This window comes from Micromonospora sp. NPDC048842 (assembly GCF_040649935.1).
Classification (GTDB): Bacteria; Actinomycetota; Actinomycetes; order Mycobacteriales; family Micromonosporaceae; genus Micromonospora; species Micromonospora hortensis.
Window position 1 is genome coordinate 136,512 of the sequence record NZ_JBEZGK010000015.1, and the last position, 17,899, is coordinate 154,410.

Annotated in this window: 15 protein-coding genes and 1 pseudogene; 7 read left to right on the top strand and 9 right to left on the bottom strand. The window is 69.0% G+C overall.

Annotated features, from left to right (window positions below; genetic code table 11):
- Positions 1 to 105: 105 nt before the first annotated feature.
- Together AB0C19_RS21800 and AB0C19_RS21805 are read left to right on the top strand one after the other, a co-directional pair.
- On the top strand, positions 106 to 1,026 hold the full coding sequence (locus AB0C19_RS21800; RefSeq protein WP_357188044.1) for an alpha/beta hydrolase: 921 nt from the start codon (positions 106 to 108) through the stop codon (positions 1,024 to 1,026).
- A 28-nt stretch (positions 1,027 to 1,054) separates the two neighbouring features.
- A pseudogene (locus tag AB0C19_RS21805) lies at positions 1,055 to 1,213 on the top strand (DUF1737 domain-containing protein); the annotation flags it as partial.
- An 88-nt stretch (positions 1,214 to 1,301) separates the two neighbouring features.
- Here the strand turns inward: AB0C19_RS21805 and AB0C19_RS21810 are convergent.
- The 9 genes from AB0C19_RS21810 to AB0C19_RS21850 form a co-directional block, all read right to left on the bottom strand.
- Positions 1,302 to 1,715 carry a nuclear transport factor 2 family protein gene (locus AB0C19_RS21810; protein ID WP_357188046.1) on the bottom strand — a complete coding sequence of 138 codons (414 nt, stop codon included), beginning with the start codon at positions 1,713 to 1,715 and terminating at the stop codon, positions 1,302 to 1,304.
- A gap of 857 nt (positions 1,716 to 2,572) precedes the next feature.
- The gene (locus AB0C19_RS21815; protein ID WP_357188048.1) at positions 2,573 to 2,770 is read right to left on the bottom strand and encodes a hypothetical protein; all 198 of its coding nucleotides are present in this window, start codon (positions 2,768 to 2,770) and stop codon (positions 2,573 to 2,575) included.
- Positions 2,771 to 2,846: 76 nt separating this feature from the next.
- Positions 2,847 to 3,077 carry a hypothetical protein gene (locus tag AB0C19_RS21820; protein WP_357188051.1) on the bottom strand — a complete coding sequence of 77 codons (231 nt, stop codon included), beginning with the start codon at positions 3,075 to 3,077 and terminating at the stop codon, positions 2,847 to 2,849.
- Positions 3,078 to 3,150: 73 nt separating this feature from the next.
- Positions 3,151 to 4,104: a prolyl aminopeptidase gene (pip, locus tag AB0C19_RS21825; RefSeq protein ID WP_357188053.1), complete on the bottom strand. Its 954-nt coding sequence runs from the start codon at positions 4,102 to 4,104 to the stop codon at positions 3,151 to 3,153.
- 63 nt (positions 4,105 to 4,167) lie between these two features.
- Entirely contained in the window at positions 4,168 to 5,910 is a 1,743-nt protein-coding gene (locus tag AB0C19_RS21830; protein ID WP_357188055.1) for an ABC transporter substrate-binding protein, read from the bottom strand.
- Between the two features lie 155 nt (positions 5,911 to 6,065).
- Positions 6,066 to 7,052, bottom strand: coding sequence for an ABC transporter permease (locus tag AB0C19_RS21835; protein WP_328652225.1), 987 nt, complete (start codon positions 7,050 to 7,052; stop codon positions 6,066 to 6,068).
- 11 nt (positions 7,053 to 7,063) lie between these two features.
- Positions 7,064 to 8,071, bottom strand: a complete 1,008-nt coding sequence (locus AB0C19_RS21840) for an ABC transporter permease (RefSeq protein ID WP_357188058.1) — start codon at positions 8,069 to 8,071, stop codon at positions 7,064 to 7,066.
- Entirely contained in the window at positions 8,068 to 9,150 is a 1,083-nt protein-coding gene (locus AB0C19_RS21845) for a dipeptide ABC transporter ATP-binding protein (RefSeq protein ID WP_357188060.1), read from the bottom strand. Before AB0C19_RS21845 ends, AB0C19_RS21840 begins: the two co-directional genes overlap by 4 nt.
- Positions 9,151 to 9,205: 55 nt before the next feature.
- Entirely contained in the window at positions 9,206 to 10,261 is a 1,056-nt protein-coding gene (locus AB0C19_RS21850; RefSeq protein WP_357188075.1) for an ABC transporter ATP-binding protein, read from the bottom strand.
- A gap of 570 nt (positions 10,262 to 10,831) precedes the next feature.
- Between AB0C19_RS21850 and AB0C19_RS21855 the strand changes: the two genes are divergently transcribed.
- The 5 genes from AB0C19_RS21855 to AB0C19_RS21875 all read left to right on the top strand — a co-directional run bounded on the left by AB0C19_RS21855 (position 10,832) and on the right by AB0C19_RS21875 (position 17,787).
- Complete coding sequence (locus AB0C19_RS21855) at positions 10,832 to 12,268, top strand: TldD/PmbA family protein (protein ID WP_357188062.1); 1,437 nt, start codon at positions 10,832 to 10,834, stop codon at positions 12,266 to 12,268.
- Positions 12,269 to 12,326: 58 nt separating this feature from the next.
- Positions 12,327 to 13,733 (top strand): metallopeptidase TldD-related protein, encoded by a 1,407-nt coding sequence (locus tag AB0C19_RS21860; RefSeq protein ID WP_357188064.1) that lies wholly within the window; start codon positions 12,327 to 12,329, stop codon positions 13,731 to 13,733.
- Between the two features lie 245 nt (positions 13,734 to 13,978).
- Complete coding sequence (locus tag AB0C19_RS21865) at positions 13,979 to 14,785, top strand: hypothetical protein (protein WP_112583731.1); 807 nt, start codon at positions 13,979 to 13,981, stop codon at positions 14,783 to 14,785.
- A gap of 12 nt (positions 14,786 to 14,797) precedes the next feature.
- Positions 14,798 to 16,726, top strand: a complete 1,929-nt coding sequence (locus AB0C19_RS21870; protein ID WP_238687709.1) for a fumarate reductase/succinate dehydrogenase flavoprotein subunit — start codon at positions 14,798 to 14,800, stop codon at positions 16,724 to 16,726.
- Entirely contained in the window at positions 16,723 to 17,787 is a 1,065-nt protein-coding gene (locus tag AB0C19_RS21875; protein WP_238687710.1) for a succinate dehydrogenase/fumarate reductase iron-sulfur subunit, read from the top strand. Before AB0C19_RS21870 ends, AB0C19_RS21875 begins: the two co-directional genes overlap by 4 nt.
- Positions 17,788 to 17,899: the final 112 nt, after the last annotated feature.

Sequence of the window (17,899 nt, forward strand, 5' to 3'; positions counted from 1 at the left end):
GGCACACCGAGCCCTCTGCCGAATGCCATGCTGACCGAAGCGGCACCCGGCGGCGTGGTTACCCCGGTGATACACCGCTTTCCCTTGTGCTGAAAGGACTCCAGGATGGTTGGCATCGCGCAGAAACCCTCGGTCGCCGCCGTTCAGGAAGGCGAACTTCCGGTCACGCACTTCCGTACGGCGACAGTGAACGGGATCGACATCTTCTACCGCGAAGCCGGACCGGCCGACGGGCCCGCAGTTTTGCTCCTGCACGGATTCCCCACGTCCTCCGCGCAGTTCCGCCACCTGATCCCCCTGCTCGCGGACCGCTACCGGGTGATCGCGCCGGACTTCCCGGGTTTCGGCCACAGCGCCAGCCCGGACCGGTCGACGTTCGACTACACGTTCGCCAACTTCGCCGACCTGATGAACGGCCTGCTCAACCAGCTCGGCGTGGATCGCTACGCGCTCTACTGCTTCGACTACGGAGCACCGACCGGGTTCCGGATGGCTCTCAAGGGGCCCGAGCGGATCAGCGCGCTCATCGTGCAGAACGGCAACGCGTACGAAGAGGGTCTGAGCCCGTTCTGGGATCCGATCAAGGCCTACTGGGCGGAGAAGACCGACGAGCGCCGCCAGGCCATCGCGTTCATCCTCAACTCCGACACGGTGAAGCAGCAGTACACGGCAGGAGTAAAGGACCTCAGCCGGCTCGACCCCGACATGTGGCTGCACGACGACACGCAGCTCGCCCGCCCCGGCAACGCGGACATCCAACTGGATCTGTTCTACGACTACGGCAGCAACGTCACGTTGTACCCGGAATTCCATGCCTTCTTCCGCGACCACCAGCCCCCAACGCTGATCCTCTGGGGCCAGAACGACGCCATCTTCCCGCCCGATGGTGCCCACCCCTATCGGCGCGACCTGACGTCGGCCGAGTTTCACCTGCTCGACACCGGCCACTTCCTGCTGGAAGACAAGCTCGACGTCGCGGCGCCGATGATCCACGATTTCCTGGACCGCTCCATCGGTCGTTCCTGACCGCAGGCACCGCTCGGCCAGCCCGTGGCCCGATGATGCTGAATTCTGCGCCCGCGTGAGCGCGCTTCTCGATCAGGGCTATCGGCTACACGGGTCGCCGGCGCTGACCTTCGACGGCGAACGCGTCATCGCCGCTCAAGCGTTGGTGCTGTCGCGCTCTGTCGGCTCCGAGGGAAGCGCCGGGTAGAGACGCCCTGAAGTTCGACGTCCTCCGTACCCATCTGCCGTGAACCCGCCACGCCCGCGGCACCTGGCCCGCTGCGGCAGGCTGACGATCACCAACGCTCCACGAGGTGTTCCCGGCCCTGGGGCGGGTCGTACGGCTCGGGCCAGTAGTCGGTGATCTTGCTGATCAGCCCATGCTCGGACATCTCAAGCCAGACGCACGCGTCCTGCTGCTCGTCGCCGACGCGAACGTCGAGCAACAGGGCAGCGAGGCGACCATCGGCGATCACCCGTCGCGGCCGCAGGTGCCAGTCGCCGGGATACTCGGTGTTGAACCGTAGGAACGCGTCAGCGCCGCGAATGCGCTCCCGAGTCTGCGGCATCTCATAGACCACGTCATCGGTGAGCAGGGCGGCCAACCCAGGCCAGTCGCGGCGCTCCAAAAGATCGACATAGGCGTGGGCGGTCTGCCGGGTCATCGAGGTGTCGTCCACGGCGCGGACCCTAGCCTGCACCAGCGACAATCTCGTGAGCTTGGCGCATCAGCGTCCACGCCGCGTAGTGGGCGCCGCGTACGTCATCGGGGATGTCGCCCGGCGTACCCCATCTCCGCTGATCTCCGGCGACGCCGGAACGTGAATCTTGGACAGTTTCCGTTAGCGTGGAACGGAAACTGTCCAAGATCTCTCGTTCGCGCTGCGGCAAGCCACGGTGATCTTGCGGCCTTCACCAAAAACTCCGGCCAGTCCTTGATCGCGATCAAGCCCGCACGATCGACGCGGCTCGTTCAGATCAACATCAAGGCTCGGGATGTCACGCTGGCTCGATCGGCAGCCACAGTTCGCAGGTCGCGGTACTGAAGTCGTCCGCGCGTTCGAGGATCGCAACCATCGAGGGACCCAGCCGCAGGCGCCGCGTATGGCCGTGATCAAGTCGTCGGCACCTTCGTGCTCTCACCTGGCGATACACGGGCCACGCGATTCGTCCACGACCTGGTTCTCACCGGCTGCTGGTCCCTGGACGGGTGGAGCCCGTGTGTGGCCTGCGAAAGCTGCGGCGCCCTGGTCGCCTCCCGGACGGACGACTGCGGGGTGGCTCAGGAGACGCGCTTCTACCCGTCGGCGGTCGTCCGGGAAACCTGTGACGACGAGTTTGATCGACTCCCGGATCCGTTCGCGTTGATCGCCGACTGGGACAACGCTCCGCCCGACAACAGGCGGTACGGCTGGGTACCCAAGCCAACCGGTCCGCGGCCCCAACTCGTCGCGACCCGGTGGGGCGGCCGAGATGTGAAAGAAGACCTCTATCGAGACGATCCACCAGCCTGAACGTTGGAGCTGAACTCCTCCGTACCCACCTGCCGCGTTGCCTTTGGTGTGACCTACGGCTTGACGTGCGCGTTCACTAACGACGGATACCCGAAGACGCTGGAGATGAAGATCCCGCCCGCCTTGGACCCGTGCACGTTGTAGGCCACGTCGACGAAGAGCGGCACCACCGGCGCGTGCGTGCCGGCCGCCGGAGCCGCACCCTTGCATCCTCGGCTTCGGGCCGCCGCTGGAAACCGCGCAATGCCCACCCGACGCTCGACCAGTCAGCAGGCTGGGCATCACGACCGAGCAGCGACGCGGTGGCCTCGTCAGCCACGTCGGAAGTCAGGGGCGGGTCAGGGACCTCAGCTTGTCGCTGATGTGGATTTGAAGACTGGTCTGCATGTCTTTGTACGGGGTTAGCGAGACCCAGCCCACCGGTCCCCCGCTCGTGCCCTGGCGAGAGCCTTCCGCGACCAACTGGCAGGGCAGGTCGACCTTCTCCAGGTCGGCGAGGAACACGTCGGCCCGAACAATGTCCCGGCCCTCGGCGTCGGGGAAGGTGAAGGTCGTCACGCGGTACAGCAGGACGTAACGCTTGTGCAGCCCGACGTTGAGGATCTTCCGGAGCCGCTGGACCGGGTCATGATCACCTTGGCGCGAGGAACTGGGTGGTGGCTTGAATGAGCAGGCTGCGGGTGCCAGGTTCGGAGCCGCTGTGGCCCGCGCCCTCCACGATGTGGAACTTCGCCTCAGGCCAGACCCGATGCAGGTCCCAGGCTTGGTTCGGCGGCGTCTTGATGTCGTAACGGCCGTTCACGATGACCGTCGGGATGTGTCGAATGCGGTCGACGCCCGCCAGGAGACCTTCCGGCGCGAGGAAGCCGCCGTTGCTGATGTAGTGGTGTGTGATGCGGGCGAACGCCAACAGGCTGGCGTCGTCGATGCCGGGCGGCGTCATCGGCAGCAGGGTGTTGGCCGAGAGCTCCCAGCTCATCCAGGCGCGGGCCGCCGGGCCGTGGACCGCGGGGTCGGGGTCGGTGATGCGGCGGCCATAGGCGCCGACAAGGTCGTCCTGTTCCGCGACGGGGATCGCAGCACGAAAGTCCGCCCACTCGGCGGGAAACAGGTGCGCCGCGCCCGCCGGGGTGAACGCCCATGCCTCGTCTGACCTGCGGACCAACCACACGCCACGGAGCACGAGTTCGGTGACCCGCTCGGGATGGGCCTGCGCGTAGGCCAGGCCGAGGGTGCTTCCCCAACTGCCGCCGAAGACGAGCCAACGCTCGATCCCCAAGTGCTCGCGAAGCCGTTCGATGTCCGCCACCAGGTGCGGGGTGGTGTTGTGTTCCAGTGACGTCTTCGGGTCGCCCGCGAAGGGCCGGCTGCGACCGCAGTTCCGCTGGTCGAACAGCACGACCCGGTAGCCGGACGGGTCGAAGTACCGTCGATTGTCCGGGAGCAGGCCACCGCCGGGGCCGCCGTGCAGAAACACTGCGGGTTTGCCGTCGGGATTACCGCACAGTTCCCAGTAGAGCTCATTACCGTGGCCGACGTTGAGCATCCCGGAGTCGTACGGCTCGATGGGCGGGTACCAGTCCATGAACAGCAGGGTCCCCTCCCGACGACGCTGTCGGAAGGGGACCCTGCTGGTCTGCGGTGAGACTTACGGCTTGACGTGCGCGTTCACGAACGACGGGTAACCGAAGACGCTGGAGATGAAGATCCCGCCCGCCTTGGACCCGTGCACGTTGTAGGCCACGTCGACGAAGAGCGGCACCACCGGCGCGTGCTCCTTCATGATCCGCTCATCGAGCTTGGCCCACTCCGGGCCCTGCTCGGCTGCGGGCAGCGCCGAGATGCGGTCCATCTCGGTGTTGATCGCCGGGTCGTTGAAGTAGGCCTGGTTGCTGTTGCCCTCGGCCTTGATGGTGCGGCCGTCGTAGAGCACTGGCAGGATCGAGGCCCCGCTCGGCCAGTCCGCAGCCCAGTTACCGATGTACAGGTCCCAGGGGTTGTTCTTCTTCTTGATCTCGTCGAGCTTCGCGTCGTCGGAGATGTTCCGCAGCGTGATCTTGAAGCCGGCCCGCTCCAGGTTGGCCTTGAGCTGGGCGCCCTGCTGCTGCTCGGTGGAGTTGTCGGCGACGCCGAGGACCAGCTCCGGAGTCTTTCCGCCGAGCAGCTCCTTGGCCTTTTCGACATTGCCGTTGGCGCCCGCCGGGTACGCGTCGTACGCCTTGTAGCCGATGGTGGCCGGCGGCATCAGCGTGGTCAGCGGCGCGGCGACGGTCTGCCCGCCCATCGCCTTGATGAAGCCCTCGCGGTCGATTGCGTAGTTGAGCGCCTGACGGACCTTCAGGTCGGTGACCCGCTGGTTGTTGATGACCAGCTGGTTGGCGCTCGGGGTCGGGGAGAGGATGCTGCGCGACTTGAGCGTGGCATCCCCGGCCACCTTGGCGACCAGCGAGGCGGGCACTGTGTTGAAGGCGAGCGCGCTCTGGTCGGCGCCGTTGTCGGCGATCACCCGGTTGTTGGCGGCGTCCGCGGTCGGGCCGAAGCTCCAGACGAACTGGTCCGGGTACTGGTGCCGGACCGGGTCGGTGTTCGGGTCCCAGTTGGTGTTGCGGTCCAGGGTGATCTGCACGCCGACCTGGTTCTTGGCGACCTTGTACGGGCCGGACGAGAACGGCTGCTTGTCCAGGTCGACGCCGGTGTCCTTGTCGGCCGGCAGCGGCGCGGTGGTCGGCAGCGAGACCGCGAACGGCAGGTCACAGCGGGGCTTGGCGAACTCGAAGCGCAGCGTCTTGGCGTCCGGCGTGCTCAGGCCGGGCGGGAGCGACGTCTTGTTCTTCTTGAAGTCCCACTTGGTGTCGAACTGCGGGGTGTCGGCCAGCCACTCCTGGATGTAGGTCGGACCGCCGGACAGGTCCGGGTCGAAGGAGCGGGCGATGCCGTACGCGATCTCCTTGGAGGTGATCGGCCGGCCGTCCTCGAACTTCACCCCGTCCTTGACAGTGAATTCCCAGACCTTGCAGTCGTTGTTGACGTTCTTGCCCGGCGTCTCGGCCAGGTCGCCCACCAGGACCAGGCCGCCCTTGCCGTCGTCCTTCCAGGTGGTCAGGTAGCGGGCGAAGAGCGGGTTGGCCATCAGACCGGCGAACGAGTACGTCCGCTGCGGGTCGAGGTGGGAGATCGGCGACTCCCGGATGATGGTGAAGGTGCCGCCCTTCGCGGCGCCGCTCACCTCGGCCGCTGGCCCCTGCGAGTCCTTGGGGTCGGTCGCGATGACCCCGGTCTGCTGCCGTTCGGTGTCGACAGTGGTGCCCTCGCCCGTGTTCTTCGAGCACGCACCCAATGCCACAACCAGTGCGATCGCGCCGCCTGCGGCAACCGCCACGCGTGGTCTCATGAAGTACTCCCTCCACCATGTGCCGTGCGATTTCGTCGGGGCGAGAACCGCCGACGTCCCGAGGATCGTAAGGAAGAAAACCTACGAGTTGTGTAACAGTTGTCGATAAATTTCGCCACAGCCCAGCCGCCGGTCACGCGCTGGACATCGCCGGGTCAGCGCAGCCGCACCCGGGGGTCGATGGCCGCGTAGAGCAGGTCCACCAGCACGTTCGCCAGCACCACGAAGACGGCGGCGATCAGCACCGTGGCCATGATGGTGGGCAGGTCGCCCGAGCGCACCGCGTCCACCGCCGTACGCCCCAACCCCTGGATGCCGAACGTCGTCTCGGTGATCACCGTCCCGCCCAGCGCCCCGCCCACGTCCAGCCCCGCGATGGTCACCACCGGGGTGATCGCCGCGCGCAGCGCGTGTCGCCCGTACACCTTCGGTTTGGCCAGGCCCTTGGCCCGCGCGGTCCGGACGAAGTCCTCCGACAGCGTCTCCAGCATCTGCGCCCGCGACAACCGGGCGTAGATGGCCGAGAAGAGGAAGGCCAGCGCCACCCAGGCGAGCACCAACCCGCTGGCCCACTTCGCCGGATTGTCGAAGAGGGAGGTGTAGCTCGGCACCGGCAACAGCCGCAGGTTGTAGACGAACACCAGCAGCAGCACCGCGCCCACGAAGTACAGCTGCAACGACGCGCCGGTCAGCGAGAAGCCGATCGCCAGGCGATCCAGCCAGGTGCCCCGCCGCAGCGCGGACACCATGCCGAGCCCCACGCCGAGCAGCAACCACAGGATGGCCGCCGGGATCACGATGCTCAACGTCACCGGCAGCACCCGGGCGATGGTGTCCGAGACGGCCTCGTTGGTGACGTACGACCAGCCCAGGCAGGGCGCGTCGCACCGGCCACCCTGGGCGCTGCCCAGGTCCCGACCGGTCACGATGCCCTTCATGTAGCCGGCGTACTGGCTGATCAGCGGGTCGTTCAGGCCCAGGTCGTCGCGGACCCGCTCCAGCCGCTCCGGGTTGCAGTTCTTGGAGCAGATGCTGCTGACCGGGTCGCGCGGCAGGGCGAAGAACATCAGGAAGGTCAACACGCTCACCGCGAAGAGGGTCAGCGTGGCGGAGAAGAGTCGCTTGAGCAGAAATCGCGCCATGATTTTGACCCCTACCGGGACGACTTCGGGTCGAGCGCGTCCCGCAACGCGTCGCCGAAGAGGTTGAAGGCGAACACCAGCGCGAAGATCGTGATGCCCGGGAAGAACACGTACGCCGGGTCGGTCTGGAGGAAGTCCAGACTGCGGTAGATCATTCGGCCGAAGCTGGGCGTCTCGTCGCTGAGGCCGACGCCGATGAACGACAGCGCCGCCTCGCTGGTGATGAATTGCGGCACCGCCAGGGAGAACGACACCAGGATCGGCGCCCAGATGTTCGGCAGCAGTTGCCGGAAGATGATGTGCCCCAGCCCGGCGCCACTGGCCTTGGCCGCCTCCACGAACTCCCGCTCGCGCAGCGCGATCACCTGCCCCCGGACCAGGCGGGCCGTGCTGGTCCAGCCGAAGATGGCGAAGACGGCGATCAGCACCCCCACCCCGAAGGCGGACGACACCTGCCCCCGCTCACCGTAGAAGCGCAGCGTGATGGTGGGCGTGAGCGCCAGCGCGATGATCAGGAAGGGCATGGCCAGGGTCAGGTCGGTGATCCAGTTGATCACCGCGTCGAGCCAGCCACCGAGGTAGCCGGCGAGCGCGCCCAGCACGATCCCGATCGTCGCGGTGATCAGGGCCGCCGCGAACGCGATGAACAGCGAGGTTCGCAGCCCGTAGATCAGCCGGATGAAGATGTCCCGGCCCAGCCCCGGCTCCAGACCGAACCAGTGCTCGCCGCTGACCCCGCCGGCGTACCCCAGCGGCATGCCGAAGCCGTCCAGCATGTTCTGGAACTGCTCCCGCGGGCCGATCCCGTAGGCCATCTCGATCAGCGGGGCGGCCAACCCCAACAGCAGGAAGAAGATCAGGAGTACGCCGCTGACCATCGCCGTCCGGTCGCGGCGCAGCCGCAGCCAGGCGAGCTGACCGGGTGAGCGTCCGACGACACCCTTGGTCGCGGCTCCGCCCTCGTCGCCACCGGACTCGATCTCAGCGAGCGCCACACCCTCCACCGGGGACAGGCTCACGACGGCACCTCCTCGGTGACCTGGGCAGTCGACTCGGGGCCCGTGCTGACCGCTTCCCCTTCGGGGCCTCTGCTGACCGCTTCCCCTTCGGGGCCCGTGCTGACCGCTTCCCCTTCGGGGAAGTGACACGCGGTGGCCTGCCGACCACCGTCGCGCGGGATCAGCGCCGGCTCCTCGGTGGCGCAGATGTCCTGCGCCTTCCAGCACCGCGTGCGGAACCGACAACCCGAGGGCGGGTCCAGCGGGGTGGGCACGTCACCGGTCAGCCGGATCCGACCCGCCGGGCCGAGTTGGGTGACGTCCGGGATCGCCGAGAGCAACGCCCGGGTGTACGGGTGCTGCGGGCGCTCGTAGATGTCCGACCGGTCGCCGATCTCCACGATCCGACCCAGGTACATGACAGCGACCCGCTGGCAGAAGTGCCGGACCACTGCCAGGTCGTGCGCGATGAACACGAAGGCCAGGCCAAGCTCGCGTTGCAGGTCACGCAGCAGGTTGACGACCTGTGCCTGGATCGAGACGTCCAGCGCGCTCACCGGCTCGTCCGCGACGATCAGCTTCGGCCGCAGGGCCAGCGCGCGGGCGATGCCGATGCGCTGACGCTGACCACCGGAGAACTCGTGCGGGTACCGGTTGTAGTGCTCCGGGTTCAGCCCGACCAGTTCCAGCAACTCCTGCACCCGGGCCTTGATCCCACCCGGCGGCTTGATCCCGTTGACCTGTAGCGGCATCGCGACGATCCGGCCCACCGTGTGCCGAGGGTTCAGCGAGGCGTACGGGTCCTGGAAGATGATCTGAAGTTCCTGGCGCAGCGGGCGCAGCTCGCGGCGGCCGGCGTGCGTGATGTCCCGCCCGTCGAACTCGATGCTGCCGCTCGTCGGCTCCAGCAGCCGCACCAGCATCCGACCTGTGGTGGTCTTGCCGCAGCCCGACTCCCCCACCAGGCCGAGCGTCTCGCCGGGGCGCACGTCGAAGTCGAGCCCGTCCACCGCCCGCACCAGGCCGGTGGCGCGCAGCCCCTGGCGTACCGGGAAGTGCTTGCTCAGGCCGCGTACCCGCAGCAGTGGTTCATCGGTCATCTCCACGGTCCTCCGTTCGGGACTGCGGTACTCCGCTGCGCTGCGTTCCTCGCCCTCACACAGCCACCCCCACTCGTGCGACGTCCTCGGCGTAGAACGTGGCCCGCTCCTCGGCGCTCAGGTGACAGGCGACCAGGTGGCCATCAGCCCCGGCGGCGCGCAGCTCGGGCACCTCCGTGCGGGAGCGGCTGCCGGGGCGGTCCGCGTACCGGCAGCGGGGGTGGAACGCGCAGCCCGACGGCAGGTTGATCAGGCTGGGCGGGTTGCCGGGAATCGGCACCAGGTCCGCGTCCGCGTCGCCGTGCAGCGACGGCACGCTGGAGAGCAACCCCCAGGTGTACGGGTGCTGCGGCGCACGGAGCACCTGCTCGACGCTGCCCCGCTCGACGGCCCGCCCGCCGTACATGACCAGCACGTCGTCGGCGACCTGGCCGACCACGCCGAGGTCGTGGGTGATCAGGATGATCGCGGAGTGGAACTCGGCTTGCAGGTCGGCGAGCAGGTCCAGGATCTGCGCCTGCACCGTGACGTCCAACGCGGTGGTCGGCTCGTCGGCGATCAGCAGCGCCGGGTCGTTGACCAGGGACATCGCGATCATCGCCCGCTGGCGCATGCCGCCGGAGAATTCGTGCGGGTACTGGTCGAAGCGGCGCGCCGGCTGCGGAATGCCGACCCGGTCCAGCATGTCGACCGCCCGCTGACGGGCCTCGCGCCGGTTGGCCTTCGGGTGGTGCACCCGGTACGCCTCGGCGATCTGCCGGCCCACCGTGTAGTACGGGTGCAGCGCCGACAGTGGATCCTGGAAGATCATCGCCATGTCCCGGCCACGCAGTCGGCGTACCTCATCGTCCGCGAGGCCGACCACCTGCCGGCCACCCACGGAGATCTCCCCGCTGACGGTGGTCCGTTTCGGATCGTGCAGGCCGAGAATCGCCAGCGAGGTGACGCTCTTGCCGGAGCCAGACTCACCGACGATGCCCAGGGTGCGGCCCCGCTCAACGGCGAAGGACACCCCGTCGACAGCGCGCACCACGCCGTCCTCGGTGTCGAACCGGACCCGCAGATCACGCACCCGCAGGTAGGCATCCTGGTCGGAGCGCTGTGCCGGCACGGCGGGACGGTCGTCCGGGTCCCCGGACGGCGAGGGTTCCGAGCTGTCCACGGCCACCTCCCTCAGTGACGAAGAGAACTTACAGCAAAGTCCCGAGGGTGAAAATAAGCTACAAAGCCGGCACGTGTCAGCGGGCCCGAGCGTAACGAGTCGGCATCGGCGGCGCACCCCCGTCACCTCGCCATCCACGCCCGTTCATGTCGCGCACCGCGCACCGCGCACCGCGCACCGCGCACCGCGCACCGCGCACCGCGCCAAGATCTCCGCAACTTCCCCGATGTTGCTGCCTCCGACACGCGAGGAGACAGCAACGTCTCCGATATTGCGCGGATCTTGACGACGAACACCGCCCCGGAGAGTAGGAGTGGGGTTTGGTGCGCCCACCGCCGCCAAGGTCACGCTCGAACCAGGATCTAGTGGCATCGCCGACGCGCCGACACCACTACAACCAGGATGGTGCGCGATCTTGTGGTTCCGAAGCGGCGGGGCGACGGATCCGGTGTGGGGCACCATTCGGCCGGAGGATCTGCTGGCCTGACGGGTGTCGGTCGGCTGGCCTAGGGTCGGTCCATGACCGAGTTCGACGCGGCCACCGCCGCCGTCCAGGCCGCCCTCGACGCGGGCGCCCGGTACGCCGACGCCCGGGTGATGCACCGCCGCTACGAGTCCATGACCGCGCGCAACGGTGACGTGGAGGAGCTGACCCAGGACGAGAGCATCGGGCTCGGGGTCCGAGCGTTGGTCGGGGCGAGTTGGGGCTTCCACGCCGTACCCGATCTGTCGGACGCCGCCGCCCGCGACGCCGGCCGGCGCGCGACGCGGACCGCCATGGCGAGCGCGCGGGTGCCGGGCCCCTCGGTCGACCTGGTTCCGGTCCAGGCAGCAACCGCGAGCTGGGTCTCCGGCTGCCAGATCGACCCGCTCGGGGTGCCCCTGTCAAATAAGGGCGATCTGCTTGTCGACGCGACCCGCACGATGGCCGAGCACGGCGCGGACCTGGCCGAGGGCCTGTATCAGATCTGGGACACCGCGAAGTGGTTCGTCTCCAGTGAGGGCCACCGGATCGACCAGCGGATCCGCGAGTGCGGCGGTGGCATCTCCGCCACCTCGATCGGTGACGGAGAGACGCAGCGCCGGTCCTGGCCGAGCTACCGCGGCCAGTACGGCACCACAGGGTGGGAGCTGGTCGAGTCGCTGGATCTGGCCGCGCACGCCGCTCAGATCGCCGAGGAGTCCCGGGCGCTGCTCACCGCGCCGCTCTGCCCCGCCGGCGAGACGGATCTGATCCTCGGCGGCGAGCAGATGGCCCTGCAGATCCACGAGTCGGTCGGGCACGCCATCGAACTGGACCGGATCCTCGGCTGGGAGGCGGCGTTCGCCGGCACGTCCTGGCTGGACCTGGCCCAACTCGGCTCGCTGCGTTACGGCTCGGAGCTGATGAACATCACCATCGACCCGACGATCCCGGGGGCGCTGGGCAGCTTCGGTTTCGACGACGAGGGCTCCCCGGCGGTCAAGCGGGACGCGGTCCGCGACGGTCGCTGGGTGGGTGTGCTCGCCGGCCGGGATTCCGCCGCGATGGCCAGCCTGGACTACGGCGGCAGCGTACGGGCCGACGGGTGGGCCAGGCTGCCGATGGTGCGGATGACGAACGTCGGCCTGGAACCCGGCCCGCACACACTGGAGGAGATCATCGCGGCCACCGACGACGGCGTGTTGATGGACCTCAACCGGTCCTGGTCGATCGATGACAAGCGGCTCAACTTCCAGTTCGGCTGCGAGGTCGGCTGGGAGATCAAGAAGGGGCGGCGGGGGCGGATGCTGCGCAACCCCACGTACACCGGGATCGGCCCGCTGTTCTGGCGTTCGATGGACATGCTCTCCAGCGAGACGGTCTCCTGGGGGACGCCCAACTGCGGCAAGGGCCAACCCGGCCAGGTCGGGCACACCGGCCACCCGGCCGCGCCGGCCCGGTTCCGCAACGTCCGCGTCGGGGTGTCAGCGTGAGCGCGAGGAGCGAGCCGGGCTTGCGAGCCCCGCAGTCGCGAACGAAAGGCGGCGCAGCGTGAGCGCGAGGAGCGAGGTCGAGCTGGCGGGGCAGGTCGTGGAGCTGGTTCGGCGTCTTGGCGGGCCGGCCGCGCAGGCCGAGGCGGTGGTGACGCGGGCGGACCTGGCGCTGACCCGGTTCGCCAACTCGGGCATCCACCAGAACGTCTCCGAGTCGACCGTCGGGGTCCGGCTGCGGGTGCACGTCGACGGTCGGACGGCTGCCGGTGGCGGCAGCGTGGTCACCGCCGACGGGTTGTCCGCTCTGGTGGAGCGCACCCTGGCCGCGGCGCGGCTCTGCCCGCCCGACGCGGGTTGGCCGGGGCTGGCCCCGCCCATGCCCACGCCGGACGCGCCGCCCATCGACGAGGCCACCGCGCACGCCGAGCCGGATCAGCGGGCCGATCGGGTGGGGGCGTTCGTGGCCGCCGCCGGGGGCCTGAGCACCGCCGGTTACTGCCGCACCGCGCACCGCTCGTCGGCGTTCGCCAACTCGGCCGGGCACTCGGCGTACGGGCGCTCGGTGGAGGCGGCGATGGACGGCATCGCCCGCCGCGATGGCGCGGACGGGGTGGCCCGGCGCAGCGCCGACCGGCTGTCCGACCTCGACGGCGCCGAGTTGGGCGCGCAGGCGGCCGCCAAGGCGCAGGCGGCGGCCGAGCCGGTCGAGCTGCCGCCGGGGCACTACGAGGTGGTGTTCGAGCCGGCCGCCGTGGCGGACCTCCTGCAGAACCTGTCCTTCTACGGCTTCAACGGCAAGCGGTACGCCGAGCGGCAGTCGTTCGCCGAGCCGGGCGCCGCCCAGTTCGACCGGGCGGTGACAGTGGTGGACGACCCGCTGGGCGGGTCCGGGTTGCCCTTCGACGCGGAGGGCATCGGCCGACGGGCGCTGACGCTGGTCGAGGCGGGCACCACCCGCGCGGTGGCGCACGATCGCCGCACCGCCGCCGAGGCGGGCGTGGAGTCCACCGGGCACGCGGTCGCGGGCGGTGCCACCTGGGGCCCGATGCCGCGCAACCTGCGGCTCACCGGCGCGGTGGCGGGTCCGGCCAGTGCGGTGGGCCGGAGCACCACCGGCGCGGCGGCCGGGGCTGTCGTCGACGCGGACACCGCCGCGTTGGTGGCCGGCGTACGCCGAGGGCTGCTGGTCACCGACCTCTGGTACACCCGGGTGCTCGACCCGAAGAGCCTCGTCGTCACCGGGTTGACCCGCAACGGCGTCTGGCTGATCGAGGACGGCACTGTCGTTCGGGCGGTCCGTGACCTGCGGTTCACCGAGTCGTACCCGCGGGCGCTCGGGCCGGGGGCGGTGCTCGGGCTGGGGGCGCGAGCGGTGCGCCAACCGGACCGGGTGGACGGTGCCTGGTGGGCGGCGCCGTCGCTGCGGCTGGCGTCCTGGCACTTCACCGGAGGAGCCTCCGGCTGACGTTCTCGACCGGGGGCGCCAAACCGGCGCGTCGAGGGCTTTTCCGCAGGCCAGACACACGGACCACTCCCTTGCGCGGACGGCTCGCGGAGATCGGCGTAACGTGTGTCACTTAGCTGCGTCGGTCGATCCGGCGTGGTCGTTGGTGTGCGCATGACGTGGCAGCGGGTGCGGGTTCGCCGGTCCGCGTGCCGACCGGAGAGAGACCAGCCCGCCCGTACGGGCCCGTCGAGGAGACGACTCGAATGACTTCAACGGCAACGAGGCCGAGGGGGGCGCGGGCGCGCGCCGCCATCGCGGCGAAGACGTTGCGTACCGACCGATGGTGGTTCGCCCCGCTGATCACCGTGATCGGGCTCAGCGCCTGGGTCGCGTACGCGACCGTCCGGGTCTTCATGCACAAGTGGTACTGGGTGGACCAGTTCCACTACCTGACCCCGTTCTACTCCCCGTGCGTGACCGACCGGTGTGTCGAGGAAGCCTCGCACTTCGGCCGGTTCCTGCCCGGCTGGTGGATCATCCCGGACGCCGCGCTGACCCTGCCGTTCCTGCTGCTGTTCCGGCTCACCTGCTACTACTACCGCAAGGCGTACTACCGGTCGTTCTGGCTGTCGCCGCCGGCCTGCGCCGTCCCGGACGGGCACAAGGAGTACGGCGGTGAGACCCGTTTCCCGTTGCTCGGGCAGAACCTGCACCGCTACTTCTTCTACGCCGCCGCGATCATCTCGCTGATCAACACCTGGGACGCGATTCTCGCCTTCCACTCGCCGAAGGGCTTCGGCTTCGGGCTGGGCAACATCATCCTGCTGCTCAACGTGGTGATGCTCTGGGCGTACACGATTTCCTGCCACTCCTGCCGGCACATCATCGGCGGCCGGCTCAAGCACTTCTCCAAGCACCCGGTGCGGTACAAGGCCTGGACGTTCGTCTCGGCGTTGAACGTCCGGCACATGCAGCTCGCCTGGATCACCCTCGGCACCCTGGCGCTGGCCGATTTCTACATCATGGCGCTCGCGGCCGGCTGGTTCTCCGACCTGCGGTTCATCAACTAAAGGGCCCCTGACATGACCACAACCACTCGCATCGAACGACACCACTACGACGTCGTCGTCATCGGGGCCGGCGGCGCCGGTCTGCGCGCGGCGATCGAGGCCCGGCTGGCCGGCAAGAAGACCGCGATCATCTCCAAGTCGCTGTTCGGCAAGGCGCACACGGTGATGGCCGAGGGCGGCGCGGCCGCCGCGATGGGCAATGTGAACAGCCGGGACAACTGGCAGGTGCACTTCCGCGACACCATGCGCGGCGGCAAGTTCCTCAACAACTTCCGGATGGCCGAGCTGCACGCGAAGGAGTCGCCGCAGCGGATCTGGGAGCTGGAGACGTACGGTGCGCTCTTCGACCGCACCAAGGACGGCAAGATCTCGCAGCGCAACTTTGGTGGCCACGAGTACCCGCGCCTGGCGCACGTGGGCGACCGGACCGGCCTGGAGCTGATCCGCACCCTCCAGCAGAAGATCGTCTCGCTGCAGCAGGAGGACCAGCGGGAGTTCGGCTCGTATGACGCCCGGATCAGGGTGTTCTCCGAGACGACCATCACCGAGCTGCTGCTCGACGGTGACCGGGTGGCCGGCGCGTTCGGCTACTACCGCGAGTCGGGCGAGTTCATCCTCTTCGAGGCGCCGGCGGTCGTGTTGGCCACCGGCGGCGTCGGACGCTCCTACAAGGTCACCTCGAACTCCTGGGAGTACACCGGGGACGGGCACGCGTTGGCGCTGCGCGCCGGGGCGACGCTGATCAACATGGAGTTCCTCCAGTTCCACCCGACCGGCATGGTCTGGCCGCCCTCGGTGAAGGGCATCCTGGTCACCGAGTCGGTGCGTGGTGACGGTGGCGTCCTGAAGAACTCCGACGGCAAGCGGTTCATGTTCGACTACGTCCCCGACGTCTTCCGCAAGCAGTACGCGGAGACCGAGGAGGAGGCGGACCGCTGGTACACCGACCCGGACAACAACCGACGCCCGCCGGAGCTGCTGCCCCGCGACGAGGTGGCCCGCGCCATCAACAGCGAGGTCAAGGCCGGCCGGGGTTCCCCCGCCGGTGGCGTCTTCCTGGACATCGCGAGCCGACGTTCGGCCGACGAGATCCGCCGCCGGCTGCCGTCGATGTACCACCAGTTCAAGGAGCTGGCCGACGTCGACATCACGGCCGAGCCGATGGAGGTCGGGCCGACCTGCCACTACGTGATGGGCGGCGTCGAGGTCGACCCGGATTCGGGTGCCGCCTTCGGCCACGTACGCGGGCTGTTCGCCGCCGGTGAGGTGTCCGGTGGCATGCACGGCTCCAACCGACTCGGTGGTAACTCCCTGTCCGACCTGCTGGTCTTCGGCAAGCGGGCGGGCGGGCACGCGGCCAGCTACGCCGACGGGCTGACCGCCCGGCCGAAGGTGGCGGTGAACGAGGTCGAGGCGGCCGTGGAGACCGCCCTCGCGCCGCTGCAACGGGACACCGGCGAGAACCCGTACACCCTTCAGCAGGACCTCCAGGCGGTCATGGGTGACCTGGTGGGCATCATCCGACGGGAGGGTGAGCTGGCCGACGCGCTGGTCCGGCTCGCCGAGCTGCGTGAGCGGGTGGCCAAGGTGAGCGCGGCCGGCGGCCGACGCTACAACCCGGGCTGGCACCTCGCGCTGGACCTGCGCAACATGCTGGTGGTCTCGGAGTGCACGGCGAAGGCGGCGCTGGAGCGGCAGGAGTCGCGCGGCGGGCACACCCGGGAGGACTACCCGGCGATGGAGCCGAAGTGGCGGCAGGTCAACCTGGTCTGCGCGCTGGACGGCGACACAGTGCAGCTGACCCGCAAGCCGCTGCCGAAGATGCGGCCGGAGCTGATCGGCCTCTTCGACCGGGCCGAGCTGGCCAAGTACCTCACCGACGAGGAGATCGCCGACTTCGACGCCCTCGTTGCCGACGCTGGAGAGGCGGACAACCGATGAGCGGGAAGCGTCAGTTCCGGATCTGGCGGGGCGACGAGAGCGGCGGTGACCTCCAGGACTACATGGTGGAGGTGAACGAGGGCGAGGTCGTCCTCGACGTCATCCACCGCCTGCAGGCCACCGACGCGCCCGACCTGGCCTGCCGGTGGAACTGCAAGGCCGGCAAGTGCGGCTCCTGCTCCATGGAGATCAACGGCAAGCCGCGGCTGGGTTGCATGACGCGGATGTCGACCTTCGGCGACGACGAGACCGTCACTGTCACCCCGCTGCGCACCTTCCCGATCATCCGGGACCTGGTCACCGACGTCTCGTTCAACTACGAGAAGGCTCGGGAGACCCCGGCGTTCGCTCCTCCGGCGGACGTGGCCCCGGGTGACTACCGGATGCAGCAGGTCGACGTGGAGCGCTCGCAGGAGTTCCGCAAGTGCATCGAGTGCTTCCTGTGCCAGACGGTCTGCCACGTGATCCGCGATCACGAGGAGAACAAGCAGGCGTTCTCCGGCCCGCGGTACTTCATCCGGGCGGCCGAGCTGGACATGCACCCGCTGGACGCCCGGACCGACCGCAAGGAGTACGCGCAGGCCGAACAGGGCCTCGGCTTCTGCAACATCACCAAGTGCTGTACCGAGGTCTGCCCCGAGCACATCAAGATCACTGACAACGGGATCATCCCCATGAAGGAACGGGTCGTCGACCGCAGGTACGATCCCCTTGTGTGGCTTGGTAGCAAGATCTTCCGTCGGGGCGAGACGCCCCAGACCAGCGTGACCACCGCCCGTCAGGGCTCGGCGACGCCGGGCTCCGCCCGGGGTGGGGTGCACTCGCACGCGGGTGGCTCCCACGATTCGCGGGCTGAGGCGCAGGCGCAGAGCGGCGTCAACTGGCACCGGGAGGTGCCCCACCCGACCGCTCCGGCGGTCGACGACCGGGGCAAGCTGCCGCTGACCGAACTCACCTTCGACCGGGCCGCCGCGCCGTCGCCGTTCGGCGACGACGTGACCTTCCCGCTGCCTCCGGAGCACCTCAACTTCGCCCACCCGGAGCAGGACAACAAGCACTAACCACCTGAACAGAGACGGGGGGCGTGGCGGGAGCCACCGCCCCCCCCCCCCACCGCCCCCCCCCCCCCCCCCCCCCCCCCCCCCCCCCCCCCCCCCCCCCCCCCCGCATAAG

Coding starts and splice junctions, on each gene's coding strand:
- AB0C19_RS21830 (WP_357188055.1), bottom strand. CDS start 5,910: ATGAGACCACGCGTGGCGGTTGCCGCAGGCGGCGCGATCGCACTGGTT.
- AB0C19_RS21835 (WP_328652225.1), bottom strand. CDS start 7,052: ATGGCGCGATTTCTGCTCAAGCGACTCTTCTCCGCCACGCTGACCCTC.
- AB0C19_RS21865 (WP_112583731.1), top strand. CDS start 13,979: ATGACTTCAACGGCAACGAGGCCGAGGGGGGCGCGGGCGCGCGCCGCC.
- AB0C19_RS21845 (WP_357188060.1), bottom strand. CDS start 9,150: ATGACCGATGAACCACTGCTGCGGGTACGCGGCCTGAGCAAGCACTTC.
- AB0C19_RS21855 (WP_357188062.1), top strand. CDS start 10,832: ATGACCGAGTTCGACGCGGCCACCGCCGCCGTCCAGGCCGCCCTCGAC.
- AB0C19_RS21870 (WP_238687709.1), top strand. CDS start 14,798: ATGACCACAACCACTCGCATCGAACGACACCACTACGACGTCGTCGTC.
- AB0C19_RS21800 (WP_357188044.1), top strand. CDS start 106: ATGGTTGGCATCGCGCAGAAACCCTCGGTCGCCGCCGTTCAGGAAGGC.
- AB0C19_RS21875 (WP_238687710.1), top strand. CDS start 16,723: ATGAGCGGGAAGCGTCAGTTCCGGATCTGGCGGGGCGACGAGAGCGGC.
- pip (WP_357188053.1), bottom strand. CDS start 4,104: ATGGACTGGTACCCGCCCATCGAGCCGTACGACTCCGGGATGCTCAAC.